Genomic DNA, 19,465 nt, shown 5'->3' with positions numbered 1-19,465 from the left:
GTGTTGTTCTCCACACGGGACCTCCTGATCGGCACTGCCACCGCCTCACTCCAGGTCGAGGGCGGTGACCGCAACAACAACTGGTACGACTGGTCCCAGCTCCCCGGCACCATCGCGGACGGGTCGACCCCCCTGCGGGCCACCGACCACTGGAACCGGTGGCGCTCCGACACCGACCTGATGGCGTCCCTCGGCCTGCAGACCTACCGCCTCTCGGTCGAGTGGTCGCGCATCGAGCCCCGGCCGGGCGAGGTCGACCGAGCGGCCCTCGACCGGTACCGCGAGGAGGTCGCCGCCGTCCGTGCGGCGGGGATGGCCCCGCTGGTGACGCTGCACCACTTCAGCCACCCGTCGTGGTTCCAAGGACTCGGGGCGTTCACCAACCCGCACTCCGTGGACCGGTTCCTGCGCCTCGTCGACGTCGTCGTGGACGCCCTGGGCGACCTCGTCACCGACTGGGTCACCATCAACGAGCCGAACGTGTACGCGACGCAGGCGTACCTGTTCGGCGCGGCGCCGCCCGCGACCCGCGACTGGCGGGCACTCCGGCTGACGCTGCGACACCTGGCGATCGCCCACTGCCGGGCGTACCGCCTCATCCACTCCAAGCAGCCGGACGCCAACGTGGGGTTCGCGCACCACGTCCGGGTCTTCGCGCCGCTCAACCCGCGCAACCCCCGGCACCGTGCGGCGTCAGCCCTGGATCGCGCCCTCTTCCAGGACCTGCTCGCCGACGCCCTGCTCGGCGGGCGCTTCACCCGCCTGCTCGGACGAGCCCCCGGCGACATCACGCCCGGGCGGTACTTCGACTACCTCGGCATCAACTACTACGCGCGCAGCGCGGTGACGGGCCCGGCGGACGGCACCTTCCCCGGCGCGCCGGTCAACGACTTGGGCTGGGAGGTGTACCCGCAGGGGCTCGTCGAGGTGGCACGCGACCTGCACGAGCGGTACCCGGCGCCCATCTGGCTGACGGAGAACGGGACGGCGGACGCTGCCGACGCCTTCCGCAGCCGGTTCATCTTCGAGCACCTGCGAGCCATGGCGTCGAGCGGGCTTCCGTTCGAGCGCTATTACCACTGGTGCTTCGTCGACAACTGGGAGTGGCGCGAGGGCGAGGGGCCGCGGTTCGGCATCGTCGCGCTCGACTACGAGACGCAGGAGCGGACGGTGCGGAAGTCGGGCAGGTTCCTGGCCGCGGTGATCCGCGACGGGGGAGTCACACCTGCCGTCCACGAGGAGTTCGTCGCGGGGCAGGAGTATCCACGGCTGGGGTGAGGTGGCATGGTGGACGACATGTGCCGCAACATCCGCCCGCTGTTCAACTTCGAGCCGCCCGCCTACCCCGACGAGGTGCATGAGGCAGCGCTGCAGTACATCCGCAAGATCAGCGGCATGAACAAGCCGTCGATCGCCAACCAGGCCGCCTTCGACGCCGCCGTCGCCGAGGTCGAGGTGGCCACCCAGAAGCTGATCTTCTCGCTGTCGACAACGGCCCCGCCCAAGGACCGGGAGGCCGAGCGCGCCAAGGCCCGTGCCCGTGGCGAGGCCCGCTTCGGTGCTGCCTGACCTGTCCCGCCGCTCGCTCGGCATCGCGCCCGACCTGCTCGGTTGCGTACTCCGCGTGGGCGAGGTGGCCGTCCGCATCGTCGAGGTCGAGGCGTACGAAGGGGCCGACGACCCGGCGTCCCACGCCTGGCAGGGGTCGACCGCGCGCAACGCGTCCATGTTCGAGGCGGGCGGACGCATCTACGTCTACACCATGCACGGCCACGCCTGCCTGAACATCGTCTGCGGACCCGAGGGCGTGGCCTCGGCGGTCCTCGTCCGGGCGGCAGAGGTCGTGGACGGGCTGGAGGTCGCGCGCGCACGGCGTCCGGGGGTGCGTGACACGTGGTTGGCCCGCGGTCCCGGGAACCTGTGCCGCGCGCTGGGTGTCACGCGGGCCGACGACGGGACGGTCTTCGGCACCGACGGCCTCGCATTGGGGCCCGGACGGGCACCCGACGAGGTCGCCTCCGGCCCCCGCGTCAACGTCTCCCGCGCCTGGGAGTGGCCGTGGCGCTTCTGGGACGCCTCCTCGACGTCGGTCTCCGTCTACAAGCCCCACCCCAACGCCCGCGGGGGCGGTTCGGCCTGAGCCGCTGCCCGACGTCGGCCGGCTCGCCGCGTGATGGTGATCGTCCACTCGCCGGACCCGGGGTCGGCCGGCTCAGCGTGCCCGGCGCGTCACCCCTGCGCCGAGTGGACGCTGACCATCACGGGCTCTGCGGGAACCCCTGCGGGAACCACTGCGGATCGGCGCGGGGCCCCGGCCGGGGCGCCTAGACTGACCCATGGCGAAGGTGGTCTCGTGTGCCGCGTGCGGCACGAAGAACAGGGTGCCGGCGGTCGCGAAGGGACTCCCGCGGTGTGCGTCGTGCAAGCAGGCGCTGCCGTGGCTCGTCGGGGCGCTGGACTCGGACTTCGACGCGGTGGTGGACACGAACCTGCTCGTCGTCCTCGACCTGTGGGCCCCCTGGTGCGGACCGTGCCGGATGATCGCGCCGGTGCTGGAGAAGATCTCCGCCGAGTACGCCGGGCGCGTCAAGGTGGTCAAGGTCAACGTCGACGACAACCCGGCCGTGTCGGCCCGGTTCGGGGTGCAGAGCATCCCGCTGGTCGTCCTGCTGAAGGACGGCACGACCGTCGACACGCTGCTCGGGGCCCAGTCGCCCCAGGCCTACCGCCAGCGCATCGACGCCGCGTTGCGCTGAACCCTCAGGGGCGCCACTCGGCGGGCGGGTCCTCCCCAACGCGTCCATCGACCGCCTCACGCAGCAGGTCCGCGTGGCCGGTGTGGCGCGCGTACTCCTCGAGCAGGTCGTAGAGGCTGCGACGCAGGGTCACCCGCACTCCCCAGCGATCGCCCATGGCGACCGGCTGGTCCAGGCCACCGGACGCCAACGCCTCGGCCACGCGCGCCCGGGACCGCTCGACCATGTCGTCGTACAGCGCGTACAACTGCTCGGGGGAGTCGTCGCCCGCGGACACGAGGGCCCACTCGTGGGCGTCCTGGCGCGCGAACGGCTCCCACGGCTGCGAGCCGTCGAGATCCCAGGTGGCCTTCACGGTTTCGCACGCGGCGAGGTGCTTGAGCAGCCCGCCCAAGGTGAGGTCGGACGAGGCCAGACGGAAGCCGAGGCCCGCGGCGTCCAGCCCGTCAGCCTTCCAACGGAAGGTCCAGCGCTGGCGGTCCAGCGCGCCGAGGAGGTGTTCGGCCTCAGTTCCCGCCAGGGGCGGTTCCCACGGGGGGTCGGTGGGGGTTGTCATGGCCCAAGGGTACGAGCCAGTCGTCCACCTCGGACACCCATCGTGCCTTGTCGGTCTCGGATGCGAACGAGGCGTTGATGGACGCCTTGGCCAGCTCGGCCAGCGCGGGGTCCGTCAGCCCGTGGACGTCGCGAGCCGTCCGGTACTGGTCGACGAGCCGCGACAGGAACAGGAGCGGGTCGTCCGCACCCAGCGCGACCCGGGCGCCGGCGTCCAGCAGGGTGGTCAGGGGGACGTCGGCCGGCGTCGGGTAGACGCCCAGGTGCACGTTGGACGCCGGACACACCTCGAAGACGATCCCGGCGTCGACCAGCCGCGCGAGCAGGTCCGGGTCCTCGACGGCGCGGACGCCGTGGCCGAGCCGGGTCGGCGCGAGGTGTTCGACGACCTCGGCGAGGTGCTCGGGGCCACGGAGCTCTCCGCCGTGGGGCACTCCCGGCAGGCCGGCGCGGCGCGCGATGCGGAAGGCGCCGTCCCACTCGGAGGTGTCGCCCTCCCACTCGTTGTTGTTCAGCCCGAACGCGCACACCTCACCGGGGCCCTGCCCCGCATGGCGGGCCGCCAGCCGGGCGAGCGTCCGCGCGTCGAACGGGTGCCGCGTGCGGGACGCCGCGACGACGATCCCCACCTGGACGCCGGTCGCGGCGGAGGCGATCCGGGCCTCGTCGAGGATGATCTCCAGCGCCGGCTGCAGACCGCCCACCGACGGCGCGTACGAGGTGGGGTCGACCTGGAGCTCGAGCCTCCGGGACCCCTCGGCGGCGTCCTCGGCGGCGGCGGACGACACGACGGTGCGCAGCGCGTCCTCGCCGGTCACGGCGGCGCGGGCGATGTCGTAGAGGCGCTGGAACCGGAACCAGCCGCGCTTGTCGGCCGGCACGTCGAGGGCGACCGAGTCCACGAGCTGGTCGGGGAGCTCGATGCCGCGTGCGTCCGCCAGCGACTGCAGGGAGGGAACGGACAGGGAACCCGTGAAGTGCAGGTGCAGGTGGGCCTTGGGCAGCGCCGCGAGGTTGTCCTTCGCAGCCACTGCCGAATGCATGCGTCGATGCTAGGTCACAATGGAGCAACGGCCGTCCTTCAAGGGGGGCTGCCCATTGACAGGGGATCGCTGAGTAATGGATTCTATCAATCGTTGACAACTTCAACTGGCTGCTCGTCGTGAGGGGCACCGCAGGCCCTCCCAGCAGTCGCCGCACTCGTGAAAGGTCCGTACGCATGGAGAACACGGCATCGAAGCCCCGCCGCCACCGAGGCGCCCTCGCCGTCCTCGCCGGCATCACCGCTGTCGTGCTCGCCGCGTGCAGTGGCGGGACCGGTGCACCCGCCAACACGGCCGCTCCCGGGAGCACGGGCGCGGCCCCGGCCCAGACCACCAAGCTCACCGTCGGCGTCATCCCGATCGTCGACACCGCTCCCTTCCGCCTCGGCGTGAGCAAGGGCTTCTTCAAGGAGAAGGGGCTCGAGATCACCGTGCAGGACGCCCAGGGTGGCGCCGCCATCGTCCCGGCCGTGATGTCGGGGTCCAACCAGATCGGCTTCTCCAACCTGTCGAGCCTGATCGTCGCCCAGTCGCGCAACCTGCCGATCCAGCTCGTGGCGGCCGGCGTGGCCACCACCGGTGACACGTCGGAGGACTTCGGCGGCGTCGTCGTCAAGGGCGACTCCCCGATCGCCTCCGCCAAGGACCTCGCGGGCAAGACCGTCGCGGTCAACACCCTCAAGAACATCGGTGAGGTCCTCGTCCGCTACGGCGTGGAGAAGGATGGCGGCGACCCCCAGAACATCAAGTTCGTCGAGATGGGCTTCCCCGACATGGCCGGCCAGCTCGCCGGCGGCAACGTGGACGCCGCGTGGACGGTCGAGCCCTACACCTCGATCATCAAGGGCCAGGGCGGCAAGGTCATCGACTACAACCTCGCCGGCTTCGACGAGAACCTGCAGATCGGTGGCTTCTTCACGACGAAGGAGTACGCGTCCACCAACGCGAACGTGGTCAAGGCCTTCGACGAGGCCCTGAAGCAGTCCAACGAGTACGCCACGGCGAACCCCGACGAGGTGCGCGCCTTCCTGTCGACCTACACCAAGCTCGACCCGGAGGTCCAGAAGGCCGTCGTCCTGCCGAAGTGGCCGACCTCCATCGATCAGGCCGCCCTCCAGAAGCTGGCCGACGAGGGCCTCAAGTACGGCATGACCGACAAGCCGGTCGACACCAAGGGCCTCCTCGGGTGACCTCGATGACGCTCTCGGAGCGGGACGCCGCGGCTGTTGCCGCGGAGTCCCGCGCTCGTCGTCGCCGAGCCCTGGAGGCGCCGATCCTCGGGGTGGCCGGGGTGTTGTTGGTGACGTTGCTGGTGGAGCTGGTGCCACGGCTGGGTCTGGTGGATGCCCGCTTCCTGCCCCCGGCCTCGACGATCTTCGGGGCGTTGTTCGGGGTGTTGGGTGAGTCGACGTTCTGGGCGGCGTTGGGCAACACGTTGATCACGTGGTTCCTGGGCTTGACGATCGCGATGGTGTTGGGTGTGGGCCTGGGCATGTTCATCGGGTCGTTCCAGGCGGTGCGTGAGTTCACGAGCTCGACGATCGAGTTCCTGCGGCCGATTCCGTCGGTGGCGTTGATCCCGCTGGTGGTGCTGGTGTTGGGGACGCAGCGTCCCTCGACGCTGGTGCTGGTGACCTACGCGGCGTTCTGGCAGGTGCTGGTGCAGGTGTTGTACGGGGTGGCGGATGTGGATCCGATCGCTCGGGACACCGCGCGTTCGTACCACTTCCGGTTCCTGTCGCAGGGTTATTGGGTGGTGTGGCCGACGGCGTTGCCGTACGTGGTGACGGGGTTCCGCCTGGCCGCGACGGTGGCGTTGATCCTGACGTTGACCGGTGAGTTGATCATCGGGACGCCGGGGTTGGGTCAGCAGATCGCGGTGGCGCAGTCCTCGGGTGCGGTGCCGTTGATGTATGCGTTGATCGTGGTCGCGGGCATCCTGGGTGTGCTGGTGAACGTGGTGGCTCGTTTCATCGAGTCGAAGGCGTTGTTCTGGCACCCGTCGATCCGGAAGGAGGGGGTGTCATGAGCGACCTGAGTGGGCGTGTCGTCACCCAGGGTGGGCGCATCGTCAAGGACCAGGGCCAGGGTGGGATCGGCGCACCGCCGGTGGCGCCGGGCTCGGTGGGCGCGGAGATCGAGGGTGCTGCCGCGCACACCCGGAAGGGCCGTCCGGTCCTGCGTTCGGTGGTGATGGCGGTGGCGTTGCCGGTGATCCTGATCGTCGGGTGGTGGTTCTGGTCGGCGGGCAGCAAGAGCCCGTTCTTCCCGTCGTTGGCCACCATCGTGGGTTCCTTCCCGGAGACGTGGGGCGAGGGCCGCCTGGTGAGTGACCTGGTCCCCAGCGTGATCCGCCTGGTGGCCGGTTACCTGCTGGCGCTGGTGGTCGGCATCGGGTTGGGCATGCTGATCGGGTCGAACCGTCGCCTGCGCCTGTTGTTCGAGCCGGTGCTGGAGTTCTTCCGGGCCATCCCGGCTCCGGTGTTGGTGCCGGTGTTGATGTTGTTCTTCGGGATCTTCGACACGATGAAGATCATCGTGATCGCCCTGGGTTGCCTGTGGCCGATCCTGTTGAACACCGTCGAGGGTGTGCGTGGTTTCGATTCGTTGTTGTTGGACACCTCGCGGGTGTACCGGCTGCGACCCGGCACGCGGGTGTTGGTGTTGTTGCGGGGTGCGTCGCCGCAGATCGCGGCCGGTGCTCGGCAGTCGTTGTCGGTGGGCATCATCTTGATGGTCATTTCGGAGATGTTCGCGGCCAACAATGGCCTGGGTTTCTCCATCGTCCAGTTCCAGCGGTCGTTCGCGATCCCGGAGATGTGGACCGGCATCATCGTCCTGGGCCTGTTGGGTGTGGCCCTGTCCCTGGTGTTCCGCTTGGTGGAGCACCGCGTCCTGGCTTGGTACGTCGGCCTGCGGCGCGCAACTCGAGGAGGTAACTGACATGGCGGATGCGCGTATCGCGACCGGTTCGGACCTGCTGGTCGTCAAGGACCTGCACAAGGTGTACGCGGGTGCCGGTGGGGGGACGGAGGCGATCCGGAACCTGACCTTCGACGTGAAGGCCGGCGAGCTCGTCTGCATCGTCGGCCCGTCGGGTGCGGGCAAGACGACCCTGCTGCGCTCCATCGCGGGCCTGTTGCCGCCGACGTCGGGCACCGTGTCGCTGGAGGGGCAGGCCGTGAACGGCCCGCCCAAGGGCATGGCGGTCGTGTTCCAGGAGTACGCGCGCTCGTTGTTCCCGTGGCTGACGGTCCGGGGCAACATCGAGTTGCCGCTGAAGGAGAAGGGCCTGCCCAAGGCGGAGCGCACCAAGCTGGTCGACGAGGCGATCGACGCGGTGGGCCTGTCCGACAGCCCCAACAAGTTCCCTTGGCAGCTCTCGGGCGGAATGCAGCAGCGCGTGGCGATCGCCCGGGCGGTCGCGTACGAGCCGCACCTGCTGTTGATGGACGAACCGTTCGCCGCGGTCGATGCGCAGACGCGTGCCGACCTGGAGGACCTGGTCCGGAACCTGTGGCACAAGTACGGGGTGACCCTGTTGTTCGTCACCCACGACATCGAGGAGTCGATCTACCTGGCCCAGCGGGTGCTCGTGCTGTCGGGGCGTCCGACCGTGATCATGGAGGACGTCAAGATCACCCTCCCCGACGAGCGTGACCAGATCACCACCCGCTCCGATCCCGAGTTCGCCCGCCTGCGTACCCACATCCACGAGTTGGTCCAGGCCGCCAAGCGGGGCTACCGCCCCGACGAGGCCCAGGTCTGAGCCGACCCAGGAGTCAGGCCGACCGGCGCGTCACGATGGATCCGAGCACACCCGAGAGGGCCATCAGCGAGGCCACGCAGACGACCGGCGGCGACCAGGAGCCCGTGAGGTCGTAGAGGGCGCCCGCGGCGAAGGGTGCGGTCCCGGCGATGACGTAGCCCGCGCCCTGCACCAGCGCCGAGGTGGCGGGCACGTCGGCCGGGTCGTCGCGGTGGCTGATCAGGGTGAGCACGATCGAGAAGCACGCCCCTTGGACGACCCCGGCGAGCAGGGTGCCCGCGATCGCGGCGGGCGCGTTGACGCCCAGCAGCAGGAGCGCTGTGGTGTAGAGGCCGATGGCCGTCACGAAGGTCCCGCGCAGGTGGCCCCGCTGCAGGAGCGGCCCGACGCCGAGGGCCCCGATGATGCCCAGGGCGCTGAGCAGGCCGACCAGCAGGCCGGCGGTGGCCGGGTCGACGCCGTGGTCCCGCAGGATCGTGGCCAACCACGTCAGGAGCGTGTAGAAGCCGGCCGACTGGGCCCCGAACATCACCGCGAGCAACCACGTCACCGGACGCCGTGCGACGCGGCCCATGCCGGTGGGTGGGGTGCGGACGCGGCTCGTCCCGTGGTCGTCGGCGAGGACGGCCCGCGCGGCCAGGGTCCAGCCGACGAGCGCCACCAGGGACGGGATGGCCCAGATGGCCAGCGCGCCCGTCCAACCCAGCCAGGTGTCGCGGGCCAGCGGTAGCGCGAGGGCGGACGCCACCGCGGCGCCCAGGTTCATCACGACGACGTTCATCGACGAGAGGGTGGGCACCCGGTCGGGGAAGCGTTCCCGCACGACGGAGGGCAGCACCACGTTCGCGACGGCGATGCCCGTGGCCGCCAGCGCCGTCCCGCCGAAGAAGGCCGCGGTCGTCCCGGCCGAGCGGATGAGGATCGCCGCCGTCAACACGACCAGCGCGCCGCCCAGGGTGCGCTCCGGTCCGAAGCGCGCCACCAGGAACGGGGTGAGCAGGGCCAGCAGCGAGAACCCGACCAGCGGGATGGTGCCCGACAGCCCGGCGACCGTCGGGGTCAGGCCCAGGTCCTCGCTGATGCCCGGCAGGATCGGCCCCACGCTGGAGAGCGGCGAGCGCATCACCATTCCGACGAGGACGAGCCCCACGACCAACCACACCAGGTGGGTCGACCGTCCCGACCCCGTCGCCACGCCGCTGTGCATGGGGCGCAGCCTACGGGGCGGCCGGGAGCGCCTGCCGCACGGCGTCCGCGACGGCGGCGGCGCCGCGCTCGGACAAGGTGATCGAGTAGTGGTTCACGCCGGGTACCTCGACGACGTGGACGCGCGGCTGGCGCGCCACCTGCTCGGCGACCCACCCGGCCGGGAACAGCCCGCCGGGTTCGTCGGCCATGCCGCGCTCCGCGCGCAGGAAGGTCGCGTCGACGGCGAGGTTCTTCAACGCGAGGATGGCGGCGTTGCCGGGCGTGACGAGGTCACGGGAGTCGGCCGCCATGGCCTCGTAGGAGGTGGCCGGGTGCAGGGCGCCGTCGTCCGACACGAGGTCGTAGTCGACGTAGGCCTGGACGTCGGGCGTCCAGTCGGCGAAGGCGGGGTGTGCGCGCCAGAAGTCGCGGTACTCCTCGGCGGAGGCGAAGGTCCGGGACAACCGGTCAACGGCAGGACCGAGCGTGCGCCGGAGCGACTCCTCCGGGTCGAGGCTCGGGTCGCCCTTGAGCGGCAGCCCCCCGTCGACGAGCACGAGGGCCGACACGAGCCCGGGGTGCTGGTGGGCGAGCGTCAGCACCGCGTAGCCGCCCATCGAGTGGCCGACGGCGACGCAGCGCTCGACGCCCAGTTCCGCGAGGAGCGCGGCCAGGTCGTCGGCGTGCCGGGACATGCCGTAGGGGCCGGTGAGTCCACGGGACCCGCCGCGTCCGCGCAGGTCGGGGGCGATGATGCGGACGTCGGGGAGTTCCCGGGCCAGCGGGGCCCACGCCTTGTGGGAGGACGTGATGCCATGCACCGCGAGGATGGTCGCGGTGACGTCGTCGGGCTCCCAGAGGCCGACGTGGAGGCCCTGGGCGGACTCGAACTCGCGGAACATGGTCACTCCTTCTCTTGTGGGGCGGCGTCCGGACGGAGGGCGCGGGTGATGAGGTCGAGGGTGTGCTCGAAGACGTCCTCGGGGATCGGTGGGGCGCCGTCCGGGCCCTCCTGCCACAGGATCCAGCGCATGCCGATGATCTCGCCGATGCCCATCAGGGCCCAGGCGGTCACCTCGGGGTCGAGCGGGGCGATCTCGCCCGCTTCGGACGCCGCGGCCAACGCCTTGCGGTACCCCTCGACGATGCGCCCGTAGTGGAGGTGCATGGCCTGGGGGGAGACGAACTCGGCCTGCCGGATGATCCGGTACAGCTGCGGCACCTCCGTGGTGAACTCGAAGAACGCCCGGAAGCCGGCCCGCTCGGCTGCCAGCCGGTCAGGGGAGTCCGCGATCGCCTGGGTCATCCGGTGCCGCATGCGCCGGTTGAGGTCCTCGACGAGCTCGTTGAACACGGCCAGCTTGCCGTCGAAGTAGAGGTAGAAGGTGCCCATGGCGACGCCGGCGCCCTCGGTGATGCGCACGATCGAGGCGTCGTGGTAGCCGACCTTGCCGAACTCCTTGAGCGCGGAGTCCAGGATCTTCTCCCGGGTGCGCTGCCCGCGGGCGGTGCGTGGTGCGGAACTCATCGGAGGGCCTCCTCGCGCAGGACGGATCGACTGACCTTCTCGAGGCTGGCCTCGGGGAGCGTCTCGGTGAAGTGGACGCGCGCGGGCACCTTGTACGCCGCCAGGTGGGTCCGGCAGTGCTCGAGCAGGGCCTGCTCGTCGACGGCCACGCCGCCGCGCCGGACGACGAACGCCGCACCGACCTCACCGCGACGGGCGTCCCGCACGCCGACGACGGCGGCACGGGCCACGCCCGGGTGGCGAAGCAGGACCTGCTCGACCTCGACCGGTGAGACGTTCTCGCCCCCGGTGATGTAGATGTCGTCGATGCGGTCCAGCACCCAGTGGAAGCCCTCGGCGTCCCGTCGGACGAGGTCGCCGGTGTGGAGCCAGCCGCCGCGCAGGGCGTGGGCGGTGGCGTCCGGGTCACCGAGGTAACCCGCGAACACGCTGGGGCCGCGCACGAGCAGCTCGCCGGTGGCCTCGCCCTCGAGGATGACGCCCGTCACGGGATCGGCGATCGCGCACGTCACGTGCGGGTACGGGACACCCGCGCTGCCGGCCTTCTCGACGGCGAGCTCCGCGGGCAGGCACAGGACGTTGGGGCCGGCCTCGGTCAATCCGTACCCCTGCGTGAGTCGGACGCCGCGGGCGTGCCACGTGCGCAGCAGCGGCAGCGGCATCGGGGCTCCGCCGACGACGAGCAGCCGCAGCGAGGAGAGGTCGGCGTCCGCGAACCGGCGCTGTTCGGCCATCATCAGGTAGTGCGTGGGGACGCCCATCATGGTCGTGACGCGCCGGTGCTCGATGAGGTGCAGGGCCCGCCGCGGGTCGAACGTGCGCTCGAGCACGACCGTCGCGCCGACCCACAGGGCCAGCAGCAGCTGGATGTTCCAGCCCCCCGCGTGGAACTGCGGCAGCACGGTCAGCACCACGTCGTCGGAGGTGAGGGGGACGGCCCGTCCGAACGTGAGGTTCGTCCAGTGGCAGTTGCCCTGGGTGAGCACGACCGCCTTGGGACGCCCCGTGCTCCCCGCTGTGAACAGGATGAGCAGCGGGTCGCCGTCGGACGCCCTGCGGGCCGGCTGGGCGGGGGTGCGGTGGTCCCGGAGGGGGAGCGCGGCGTCGAAGTCGGCGAAGTCGACGTGCGGGGCGGGATCGGTCAGCCTGGCCAGCGCCGAGGCCATGGTCTGGCCGTGCTCGGGCTCACTGACCACGAGCACCGGATCCGCGATGCGCAGTTGCTCGGCGAGCTCGTGCGGGGTCAGCCGCCACGACAGGGGCACCAAGGCCATTCCCAGTTCGGCGCAGGCGAAGAAGAGTGCCACCTGGTCGGCGCTGTTGCCGGTCAGGGTGGCGACCCGGTCGCCCGGCGCGTGGCCGGCCCGGCGCAGGGCGGCCGTGAAGCGGTCGATGCGCAGGGCGAGCATCGCGTAGGTGAGGGAGACCCCGCGGTCGTCGAGGGCCACCTTGTCGGGCGTCAGCCTGGCGCGGTCGGTGACCCACCGGCCGAGGGTGAGGTCGCCGGAGTTGCTCATGTGATGTCCTCGATCACCCGGCGAGGGCGGACCGTCCGGCGCCGGGTGAGGCGCTCCACGGCACTGGTGAGCCCGCCGGGCAGGAACAGGACCACCAAGATGAACAGCGTACCGAGGAGGAACATCGGCTCGCTCAGCGGGATGCGTAACAGCGGCGGCAGGCCGGCGATGGCCGGCGAGTTGGCCAGCGCGGCCAGGCGCTGGTCCAGCAGGGTGTAGACGACGGCGCCCAGGATGGCGCCCCAGCGCTTGCCGACGCCGCCCAGGACGACCATGACGAGCAGGCTGAGCGTGAAGTCGACGCCGCTCGCGGTGTGGCTGGCGCCGGACTGCAGGAGCAGGAACACGATGCCCACGAAGGTGGCCAGCGTGCCGGCGACGGCGAACGCGATCAGCTTGACGAGGTAGGGCCGTCCGCCCAGCACCTTGATGCGCGTCTCGTTCTCGCGGACGGCGGCCACCGAGTGGCCCAGGCGGGAGTTCTCGACCCAGACGGTGATGAGGTAGACCACGATCAGGACGACCAGGGCGACCCAGTACAGGTTGCGCGTGTTGACCACGCCGACGAGGAAGTCCGGCACGTTGGTGGTGCGCAGGGTCAGGCCCTCGTCGCCGCCGGTCAGGTTGCCCGGGTTGCGGCGCACCAGCACGTTGGCCGCCTGGGCGAACGCCATGGTCACCATCGCGAAGCTGATGCCGGAGACGCGGAGGCTGATGGCGCCCAGGACGTTCGCGACGACGATCCCGATCACGATGACCAGCAGCGCGGCCGGGATGAGCGGCAGGTCGGTGTGCCGCAGCACGAGCGCGAGGCCGTACACGCCGACGGCGAAGTACAGGGCGTGCCCGAAGCTGAGCAGGCCGGCGACGCCGAACAGCAGGTGGTACGTGAGCGCCAGCGCGACCATCAGCATGGTGAACGCCATGAGGTGCATGGAGCCGGCGGTGTAGGTCGGGCCGGGCAGGATGCCCAGACCCGGGATGTTGAGCAGCGGCAGGAACACCAGCAGCACCAGGACGGCGCCGCCGATGAGGTAACCGCGGTGGGCGCCGAGGAAGGACTCAGGGCGGGCGAGCGTCGAGGCCATCACCGGGCCGCCTTTCCGAGCAGGCCCTGCGGGCGGACGAGGAGCACCACGGCGAGCAGCAGGACCACGACGAGGTCTCCGACGCCGAGGTAGAAGTTGGCGAACTGCTGCAGCACGGCGACCAGCACGGACGCGATCGCGGCGCCGGTCAGGGAGCCCATGCCGCCGATGACGGTGACGATGAACGCGAAGATCAGCAGGCTGCCGCCGATCAGGGGGGAGACGTAGCCGTAGTAGTGGGAGGCCAGGACGCCGCCGATGCCGGCCGCGACGCCGCCGATGGTGAACACGACCGTGAACGCCTTGCGGACGTCGATGCCCAGCGCGGTGACCATCGCCCGGTTCTCCACGCCGGCACGGATGATGAGGCCGTAGCGCGTCTTGTTCAGGAACAGGACCAGGCCGCCGAGCACCAGCAGCGCGGCCAGGATCGAGACGAAGCGGTCGTTCGGGATCGGCGCGCCGACGACCATCGTGGTCTCACGCATCCAGCCGCCCGCCTCGAGGTAGATCGGGTCCGGTCCCCAGATGCCCTCGAACAGGGCGACCGTCGCCAGCGAGAGGCCGACGGTGACCAGCACCTGTTCGATGTGCCGCTTGTACAGCGGGCGGATGAGCAACAGCTCGGTCAGCGCGGCGAAGACGGCGCCCACGATCGCGCCGACCGCGAGCGAGGCGAACAGGCCGCCCCAGGTGGAGATGCCGACGCGGCGTCCGACCTCGAAGCCGGCGAAGGCCGACAGGGTCAGGAAGCTGCCGTGGGCGAAGTTGAGGACGCCCATCAGTCCGTAGATCAGGCTCAACCCGGACGCGACGAGGAAGTACAGCGCGCCGAGGCCGAGGCCGGTGATGAGGAGCAGGACGAAGGTGCTCACGCGTGTCCCCCCGGTCGGTCGTGGTCATGGGCCTGCGTCGAGACGCCGAGGAGGCGCTGGATGCGATCGGGGTCGTCGAGGAGTTCCGCCGCCGGGCCGGTGTGGACGACCCGGCCGGCGTCAATCACGACGACGCGGTCGGCCAAGCGCTTGATGACCTTCAGGTTCTGCTCCACCAGCAGGATCGGCGCGGACGCCGACGCCTCGGCCAGGGCCTCGCCGACCTCATTCACGATCTTGGGCGCCAGCCCCTTGGTGGGCTCGTCGACCATCAGCAGGCGATTGTCGTTGATGAGCGCGCGGGCGAGGGAGACCATCTGCTGCTGGCCGCCCGACAGCGTGCCGGCGCGCTGCTTCGCGCGCTTGACGAGCTCGGGGAACAGGGCGTGGACGAACTCCCACCGGGGGTTGGGCTGACGGACGGCCAGCTCCAGGTTCTCCTGCACGGTGAGCATCGTGAAGACCTCACGGTCCTCGGGCACGTAGCCGATGCCCGCCTGCACGACCTTGTGCGTGGGCTCGTGCTCGATCCGCCGGCCGTCGAAGGTCACCTCGCCGGTGCGGTCGTAGAGGCCCAGGATGCCCTTCAGCGTGGACGACTTGCCCACGCCGTTGCGGCCCAGCACGGCGGTGACGCCGGTCGCGGGCACGTCGAACGTGACCGACTCGACGACCTGCTGTCCGGCGACCGTGGCGCGCAGGTTCCTGACCGACAGCAGGGGTGCGCCCGCGGCGTCCGGTGTGGCGCTCATGCCACGTCGCCCAGGTAGGCCGACTGGACGGTCGGGTTGGCCATGATCGTCTCCGGGGTGTCGATGGCGAGCAGTTCGCCCTGGTGCATGACGGCGACGCGCGAGACCAGTCCGAGGACCACCTCGAGGTGGTGCTCGACGATCATCACAGTCTTGCCGGTGGTGTTGAGGTCGCGGATGACCTCGGTGAGGCCGGGGACGTCGGCGTGGGCGACGCCGGCCATGGGCTCGTCCAGCAGGATGACCGACGGGTCCTGCGCGAGCAGCACCGCGATCTCGAGCTTGCGCTTGTCGCCGTGGGAGAGGTCGCCGGCGTGGGCCCCCCGGCCGTCGAGGCCGACGCGGTCCAGGTGCTCGTCCGCCTCGAGGGACGCCGCGTCCGTGCGGCGGGGGAAGCGAAGGATGGAGAGGTTGCCGCCCATCCGGGACTGGGCGGCCAACCGGACGTTCTCGTGGACGGACAGCTGCGGGAACAGGCTGGAGGTCTGGAACGTGCGCCCCAGCCCGGCGCGGGCACGCGCCGCGATGGAGGCATGGGTCACGTCCGTTCCATTCAGGAGCACCTGTCCGGTGGTGGCGGGGTTGATGCCCGAGATCAGGTTGAACAGTGAGGTCTTGCCCGCACCGTTCGGCCCGATCACGCCCACCATCTCGCCGGGGGACACCGTGAAGGAGACGTCCTTCACGATGCGCGCCCCACCCACCTGCCAGCCGAGGCCCCGGGCCTCGATGGCCGGCACCGCAGTCGTCGCGTCGGTCACTGCTGTCAGCCGATCTTCTTCTCGGGCGGCGCCACGGTGGCGGCGTCGACCTTGTTGATGAGTTCCGGCTTCCACGACTCGCCGTCCTTGACGAGCTTCACCTGGTACATCTCCTGCAGCAGGGCGTGGTCGGACGCGCGGACCTCGGTCTTGCCCTTGGGGCCGTCGAACGACCAACCCTCGAGCGCCTTGATCATCTCGTCGACGTCGTCACCGCCGCCCTCCTCGACCGCGCGGACGATCATCTGCGCGGCGACGAAGCCGTCCGGGGTGAAGAGGTCGGCCTTGCCGCCGGCCTTCTCGACGCCCTCGATCATCTTCTTCTCGACGTCGTTGCCCGAGGCGCCCGGGAAGTAGTGGTTGAGGAAGGTGATCTTGTCGGACGCCGCACCGTACGCACCGTAGGTGGCCCGGTCGCCGAGGCCGGTGGACACCGTGGTGGAGTCCAGGACGCCCTGTTGGGCGACGGCCTGCCACATGGCGCCCGACGTCGCGCCGGCCCAGGCCACGAAGACCAGGTCGGGCTTGGCGTCGACGAGCTGGCGGGCGAACGGGGTGAACTCGGTGACGTCCTCGGGGACGAGCACCTCGCTCACGGTGGCGCCCTTCGCGCCGAGGACGGCCTTGACGGCCGCGACGTTGCCCTGGCCGAACGCGTTGTTCTGGGCGAAGACGGTCACCTTCGCGCCGTTCGGGATGCCGTCGGCGGCGGTCGCGACGTCCTGCAGCGACTGGCGGCCGGAGCGGAACGTGTACTTGTTCAGGCCGGTGAGCGCGTCGGTCGCGGCGGGGCCGGAGATGTACAGGACCTTGTTCTGCTCGGCCTGCTCGGCGAGCTTCAGGGCCACGCCGGAGACGACGGTGCCGCCGATGATCTTGGTGCCGTTGCCGATGGCGTCCTTGGCCGCGGCGACGGCCTTGTCTGCGTTGCCGGCATCGTCGGTGTAGGTGATCTCGAGCTTGCGGCCGTCGACGGCACCCGTGCCGTCGGTGGCGTAGTCGAGGCCGGCCTGGAAGCCCTGGTAGAACGTCTCGCCGTAGGCGGCCAGAGGTCCGGTCTTGGAGTAGATGATGTCGACCTTCACCGGGGTGGTGTTGGCGGCGCTCCCGGCTGACCCGCTCGCGCCGGGGGCGGGGGCGTTGCCCGGCGCGGCGGCGTTGGGGGCGCACGCGCTGAGCGTCAGGGCCAGCGCGGCGGCGCCGGCGACGAGGAACTTCGTTGTCCGCATGGGGATCCCTTCGCGACGGTTCAAAGCTGAATACTGATTCAGGTATCGCCCATGGTGGTTCTCGACGGGGGGCCGGTCAAGTGCCGTGACCGACTCGTTATGTATGGGGTCGCATCCGTGGGGGGATCTGCACCTCCCTGTCCGGGCGCGCTGAGGGGGCTGGACGGGGGCCCGGACGCACCTCGCTCCCCGAACGTGCCGTCGCTGGTGGTTCAATCCCTCAGCAGGGGCATGTTCGGGGAGCGAGGTGGTGAAGGGTCGGGCGGTGAAGGGTCGGGCAGTGAAGGGTCGGGTCGGTCTCAGACGATCTGGATGAGCCCCAGTTCACCATCGGCGGACGAATCCGCCACGGTCTCGAGGATCCAGTCCAGGGCGGCCTGGGTGTCCGTGCGATACGCGAAGTCGACCCCACGGCAGTAGGCGTTGAGGCCGAAGGACGTGACGCCCACGATGAGGTTGGACTCGTACCCGCCGAGGAAGATCGGGCCACCCGAGTCACCCGAGCACGTGCCGCCTCGGCCCTTGCCGTTGCCGATGGTCTGGACGTTGAACCCGCCGTTGTTGTTGCTCACGAGGTTCGTCACGGTGCCCAGCGCCATCAGTCGGCTCCGGAAGGACTCGACCTTCACCGGGCTGCTGTAGGACAACCCGTACCCGCTGGCGGTGATGGTGAGGTCCTGGCGCCCACGCCGCGTGGCCAGGGGATCGAGGGTCCCGGCGTCAGCCAGTTGGCCGTACTCCGGCATCGCGATCGCCTGGTCGAGGATGACGAGCCCCAGGTCGCCCGTGTTCGGGAAGCCCGCGAAGTCGTCGAAGCCGAGGTTGTACAGCTCGTCGGAGGTGGCGCACAGGGTGCCCAGGGTGTCGCCGGCGCAGGTGTCCGGGTACCCGGAGACCGGGTCGAGTTGGGTCTCGGGGTCGTAGTTGGCGCCGGCGTCCTGCTGGAACCACACCCTGGCCGTGTCGGCTCCGTCGGTGCAGTGTCCCGCGGTCAGCAGGACGCTCGGGGAGAGGAGGGAGCCTGAGCAGCGGTGCAGGAACTCGCCCTCTTCGTCATAGAAGGCGATCAGGCCCACATAGGGGTGTTCGTTGTCATCCACGTAGTTGCCGGTGATGGCGTGCGCCGGCGCCACGGACGTGCCCAGCAGCGCCACGGTGGCGAGCAGGGCGAGCAGCAGTCTTCGCATCGGATCCTCCTGATTCGGCTCTGGCTTGCGGTGGGACGACACTAAGCGCGCCGGGCGGTCCCGGGCAATGGTTCGGGACCACGTTCAGCCGCGGACCACCCCGCCGTTCCCACCTAGGTGTACCGAGCCAAGAGGTTGGTGACAGCGCGTCGGTATTGACGTGAGGGAGGACCCCCGGGTGGGGTGTGGCTTGTCGAAGGTCACATCTCACACCCGGAGGTCCTCGTGTCCCACCGTAACGCCCGCCTCAACTTTCATGGCCGCAAGCTGCTGGTCGATCGGGTCCGATACCAGCACTGGCCGGTCGCCCATGCAGCGAAGGCGATGGGGATTTCACGTCAGTGTGCTCACCGCTGGCTGGCACGCTGGGACGCCGAGGGCGAGGCCGGTCTGCATGACCGGTCCAGCCGTCCTCACGCGTGCCCGACCGCGACACCAGCCACGGTGGAGGACCTGGTGGTGGCCGCCCGTCAGGAGCACCGACGCGGCCCTGACTGGATCGCGGCCGAACTCGGGCTCGCGCCGCGGACCGTGACCCGGATCCTGCACCGACGGGGCATGCCGCCCCTGACCTGCCTGGACCCGATGACCGGCCAGGTGATCCGCACCTCGAAGCAGACCGCGGTCCGCTACGAACGCGAACGTCCCGGCGAACTGGTGCACGTGGATGTCAAGAAGCTGGGCAAGATCCCCGACGGTGGCGGCTGGCGGGCCCACGGACGCTCCGACACCATCGTCGCCAAGAACAAGCGGCCCAAGATCGGCTACGACTACGTCCACTCGATGGTCGATGACCACTCCCGCCTGGCCTACAGCGAGATCCACGACGATGAACGCGTCGACACCTGCGCCGGCTTCCTGCTGCGAGCCGCGGCCTACTTCGCCACCCACGGCATCACCAGCATCGAGCGAGTGATGACCGACAACGCGTTCGCCTACCGACATGGTCGAGCGTTCATCGACGCGGTCGAGACCATTGGCGCGAAGCAGAAGTTCATCAAACCCCACTGCCCCTGGCAGAACGGCAAGGTCGAACGCTTCAACCGCACCCTGACCACCGAGTGGGCCTACCGCCACGTGTTCACCAGCAACCAGGCCCGCCGCGACGCCCTTGACCCCTGGCTGGAGACCTACAACACTCAAAGACGCCACAGCGCACTCGGAGGACTACCCCCGACCAGCCGCCTGTCATGAACGTCGTGGCCCAGTACACCTAG

The 19,465-nt window shown here is 70.2% G+C and carries 21 protein-coding genes; 9 read left to right on the top strand and 12 right to left on the bottom strand.

The window, feature by feature from the left end; translation table 11 throughout:
* From AC5YDV_RS08020 to trxA, 4 genes are all read left to right on the top strand, one after another.
* Positions 1-1,278, top strand: coding sequence for a glycoside hydrolase family 1 protein (locus AC5YDV_RS08020; protein ID WP_496182692.1), 1,278 nt, complete (start codon positions 1-3; stop codon positions 1,276-1,278).
* 6 nt (positions 1,279-1,284) lie between these two features.
* Positions 1,285-1,569 carry a DUF2277 domain-containing protein gene (locus AC5YDV_RS08015; protein ID WP_496182691.1) on the top strand — a complete coding sequence of 95 codons (285 nt, stop codon included), beginning with the start codon at positions 1,285-1,287 and terminating at the stop codon, positions 1,567-1,569.
* Positions 1,541-2,140, top strand: a complete 600-nt coding sequence (locus AC5YDV_RS08010) for a DNA-3-methyladenine glycosylase (protein WP_496182690.1) — start codon at positions 1,541-1,543, stop codon at positions 2,138-2,140. Before AC5YDV_RS08015 ends, AC5YDV_RS08010 begins: the two co-directional genes overlap by 29 nt.
* A gap of 196 nt (positions 2,141-2,336) precedes the next feature.
* Positions 2,337-2,756, top strand: coding sequence for a thioredoxin (gene trxA, locus AC5YDV_RS08005; protein WP_496182689.1), 420 nt, complete (start codon positions 2,337-2,339; stop codon positions 2,754-2,756).
* Between the two features lie 4 nt (positions 2,757-2,760).
* On the opposite strand, the gene AC5YDV_RS08000 is transcribed toward trxA, so the two are convergent.
* Positions 2,761-3,312 (bottom strand): mycothiol transferase, encoded by a 552-nt coding sequence (locus tag AC5YDV_RS08000; protein WP_496182688.1) that lies wholly within the window; start codon positions 3,310-3,312, stop codon positions 2,761-2,763.
* Positions 3,263-4,354 carry an adenosine deaminase gene (locus AC5YDV_RS07995; protein ID WP_496182687.1) on the bottom strand — a complete coding sequence of 364 codons (1,092 nt, stop codon included), beginning with the start codon at positions 4,352-4,354 and terminating at the stop codon, positions 3,263-3,265. Before AC5YDV_RS07995 ends, AC5YDV_RS08000 begins: the two co-directional genes overlap by 50 nt.
* Before the next feature lie 176 nt (positions 4,355-4,530).
* Here AC5YDV_RS07995 and AC5YDV_RS07990 point away from each other — a divergent pair, with 176 nt between their 5' ends.
* The 4 genes from AC5YDV_RS07990 to AC5YDV_RS07975 are packed head-to-tail and all read left to right on the top strand — an operon-like array spanning position 4,531 to position 8,123.
* Positions 4,531-5,544 carry an ABC transporter substrate-binding protein gene (locus AC5YDV_RS07990; RefSeq protein ID WP_496182686.1) on the top strand — a complete coding sequence of 338 codons (1,014 nt, stop codon included), beginning with the start codon at positions 4,531-4,533 and terminating at the stop codon, positions 5,542-5,544.
* Positions 5,545-5,549: 5 nt separating this feature from the next.
* On the top strand, positions 5,550-6,383 hold the full coding sequence (locus AC5YDV_RS07985; RefSeq protein WP_496182685.1) for an ABC transporter permease: 834 nt from the start codon (positions 5,550-5,552) through the stop codon (positions 6,381-6,383).
* Complete coding sequence (locus AC5YDV_RS07980) at positions 6,380-7,297, top strand: ABC transporter permease (RefSeq protein WP_496182684.1); 918 nt, start codon at positions 6,380-6,382, stop codon at positions 7,295-7,297. Before AC5YDV_RS07985 ends, AC5YDV_RS07980 begins: the two co-directional genes overlap by 4 nt.
* 1 nt (position 7,298) lies before the next feature.
* Positions 7,299-8,123, top strand: coding sequence for an ABC transporter ATP-binding protein (locus tag AC5YDV_RS07975; RefSeq protein ID WP_496182683.1), 825 nt, complete (start codon positions 7,299-7,301; stop codon positions 8,121-8,123).
* A gap of 13 nt (positions 8,124-8,136) precedes the next feature.
* On the opposite strand, the gene AC5YDV_RS07970 is transcribed toward AC5YDV_RS07975, so the two are convergent.
* The 10 genes from AC5YDV_RS07970 to AC5YDV_RS07925 form a co-directional block, all read right to left on the bottom strand.
* A complete protein-coding gene (locus tag AC5YDV_RS07970) occupies positions 8,137-9,330 on the bottom strand; it encodes an MFS transporter (RefSeq protein ID WP_496182682.1) in 1,194 nt (397 codons plus the stop codon).
* A 10-nt stretch (positions 9,331-9,340) separates the two neighbouring features.
* Positions 9,341-10,213 carry an alpha/beta hydrolase gene (locus tag AC5YDV_RS07965; protein ID WP_496182681.1) on the bottom strand — a complete coding sequence of 291 codons (873 nt, stop codon included), beginning with the start codon at positions 10,211-10,213 and terminating at the stop codon, positions 9,341-9,343.
* Between the two features lie 2 nt (positions 10,214-10,215).
* Positions 10,216-10,839, bottom strand: coding sequence for a TetR/AcrR family transcriptional regulator (locus AC5YDV_RS07960; RefSeq protein WP_496182680.1), 624 nt, complete (start codon positions 10,837-10,839; stop codon positions 10,216-10,218).
* On the bottom strand, positions 10,836-12,356 hold the full coding sequence (locus AC5YDV_RS07955) for a class I adenylate-forming enzyme family protein (protein WP_496182679.1): 1,521 nt from the start codon (positions 12,354-12,356) through the stop codon (positions 10,836-10,838). The genes AC5YDV_RS07960 and AC5YDV_RS07955 overlap by 4 nt, the downstream gene beginning before the upstream one ends.
* On the bottom strand, positions 12,353-13,444 hold the full coding sequence (locus AC5YDV_RS07950) for a branched-chain amino acid ABC transporter permease (RefSeq protein WP_496182678.1): 1,092 nt from the start codon (positions 13,442-13,444) through the stop codon (positions 12,353-12,355). Before AC5YDV_RS07950 ends, AC5YDV_RS07955 begins: the two co-directional genes overlap by 4 nt.
* A complete protein-coding gene (locus AC5YDV_RS07945; RefSeq protein ID WP_496182677.1) occupies positions 13,444-14,319 on the bottom strand; it encodes a branched-chain amino acid ABC transporter permease in 876 nt (291 codons plus the stop codon). The genes AC5YDV_RS07950 and AC5YDV_RS07945 overlap by 1 nt, the downstream gene beginning before the upstream one ends.
* On the bottom strand, positions 14,316-15,071 hold the full coding sequence (locus AC5YDV_RS07940; RefSeq protein WP_496182676.1) for an ABC transporter ATP-binding protein: 756 nt from the start codon (positions 15,069-15,071) through the stop codon (positions 14,316-14,318). The genes AC5YDV_RS07945 and AC5YDV_RS07940 overlap by 4 nt, the downstream gene beginning before the upstream one ends.
* Positions 15,068-15,832 carry an ABC transporter ATP-binding protein gene (locus AC5YDV_RS07935; RefSeq protein WP_496182675.1) on the bottom strand — a complete coding sequence of 255 codons (765 nt, stop codon included), beginning with the start codon at positions 15,830-15,832 and terminating at the stop codon, positions 15,068-15,070. The genes AC5YDV_RS07940 and AC5YDV_RS07935 overlap by 4 nt, the downstream gene beginning before the upstream one ends.
* Positions 15,833-15,837: 5 nt before the next feature.
* Positions 15,838-17,061 carry a substrate-binding domain-containing protein gene (locus AC5YDV_RS07930; RefSeq protein ID WP_496182674.1) on the bottom strand — a complete coding sequence of 408 codons (1,224 nt, stop codon included), beginning with the start codon at positions 17,059-17,061 and terminating at the stop codon, positions 15,838-15,840.
* Positions 17,062-17,360: 299 nt separating this feature from the next.
* Positions 17,361-18,248 (bottom strand): trypsin-like serine protease, encoded by an 888-nt coding sequence (locus tag AC5YDV_RS07925; RefSeq protein WP_496182673.1) that lies wholly within the window; start codon positions 18,246-18,248, stop codon positions 17,361-17,363.
* 225 nt (positions 18,249-18,473) lie between these two features.
* On the opposite strand from AC5YDV_RS07925, the gene AC5YDV_RS07920 reads away from it, so the two are divergent.
* The gene (locus tag AC5YDV_RS07920; protein WP_496181913.1) at positions 18,474-19,442 is read left to right on the top strand and encodes an IS481 family transposase; all 969 of its coding nucleotides are present in this window, start codon (positions 18,474-18,476) and stop codon (positions 19,440-19,442) included.
* The last annotated feature ends 23 nt before the right edge of the window (positions 19,443-19,465 follow it).

Source organism: Propioniciclava sp. LT432, assembly GCF_059515965.1.
Note: the sequence above shows the minus strand (reverse complement) of the source record. Positions and strands in the feature narration are given on the sequence as shown.

What these genes read in the sequence shown, in the direction of transcription:
- AC5YDV_RS07955 (WP_496182679.1), bottom strand. Translation starts at nt 12,356, where the DNA reads ATGAGCAACTCCGGCGACCTCACCCTCGGCCGGTGGGTCACCGACCGC.
- AC5YDV_RS07965 (WP_496182681.1), bottom strand. Translation starts at nt 10,213, where the DNA reads ATGTTCCGCGAGTTCGAGTCCGCCCAGGGCCTCCACGTCGGCCTCTGG.
- AC5YDV_RS07925 (WP_496182673.1), bottom strand. Translation starts at nt 18,248, where the DNA reads ATGCGAAGACTGCTGCTCGCCCTGCTCGCCACCGTGGCGCTGCTGGGC.
- AC5YDV_RS07975 (WP_496182683.1), top strand. Translation starts at nt 7,299, where the DNA reads ATGGCGGATGCGCGTATCGCGACCGGTTCGGACCTGCTGGTCGTCAAG.
- AC5YDV_RS07960 (WP_496182680.1), bottom strand. Translation starts at nt 10,839, where the DNA reads ATGAGTTCCGCACCACGCACCGCCCGCGGGCAGCGCACCCGGGAGAAG.
- AC5YDV_RS07980 (WP_496182684.1), top strand. Translation starts at nt 6,380, where the DNA reads ATGAGCGACCTGAGTGGGCGTGTCGTCACCCAGGGTGGGCGCATCGTC.
- trxA (WP_496182689.1), top strand. Translation starts at nt 2,337, where the DNA reads ATGGCGAAGGTGGTCTCGTGTGCCGCGTGCGGCACGAAGAACAGGGTG.
- AC5YDV_RS07940 (WP_496182676.1), bottom strand. Translation starts at nt 15,071, where the DNA reads ATGAGCGCCACACCGGACGCCGCGGGCGCACCCCTGCTGTCGGTCAGG.
- AC5YDV_RS07985 (WP_496182685.1), top strand. Translation starts at nt 5,550, where the DNA reads ATGACGCTCTCGGAGCGGGACGCCGCGGCTGTTGCCGCGGAGTCCCGC.
- AC5YDV_RS07970 (WP_496182682.1), bottom strand. Translation starts at nt 9,330, where the DNA reads ATGCACAGCGGCGTGGCGACGGGGTCGGGACGGTCGACCCACCTGGTG.
- AC5YDV_RS07950 (WP_496182678.1), bottom strand. Translation starts at nt 13,444, where the DNA reads ATGGCCTCGACGCTCGCCCGCCCTGAGTCCTTCCTCGGCGCCCACCGC.
- AC5YDV_RS08000 (WP_496182688.1), bottom strand. Translation starts at nt 3,312, where the DNA reads ATGACAACCCCCACCGACCCCCCGTGGGAACCGCCCCTGGCGGGAACT.
- AC5YDV_RS07930 (WP_496182674.1), bottom strand. Translation starts at nt 17,061, where the DNA reads ATGCGGACAACGAAGTTCCTCGTCGCCGGCGCCGCCGCGCTGGCCCTG.
- AC5YDV_RS08015 (WP_496182691.1), top strand. Translation starts at nt 1,285, where the DNA reads ATGGTGGACGACATGTGCCGCAACATCCGCCCGCTGTTCAACTTCGAG.
- AC5YDV_RS07990 (WP_496182686.1), top strand. Translation starts at nt 4,531, where the DNA reads ATGGAGAACACGGCATCGAAGCCCCGCCGCCACCGAGGCGCCCTCGCC.
- AC5YDV_RS07995 (WP_496182687.1), bottom strand. Translation starts at nt 4,354, where the DNA reads ATGCATTCGGCAGTGGCTGCGAAGGACAACCTCGCGGCGCTGCCCAAG.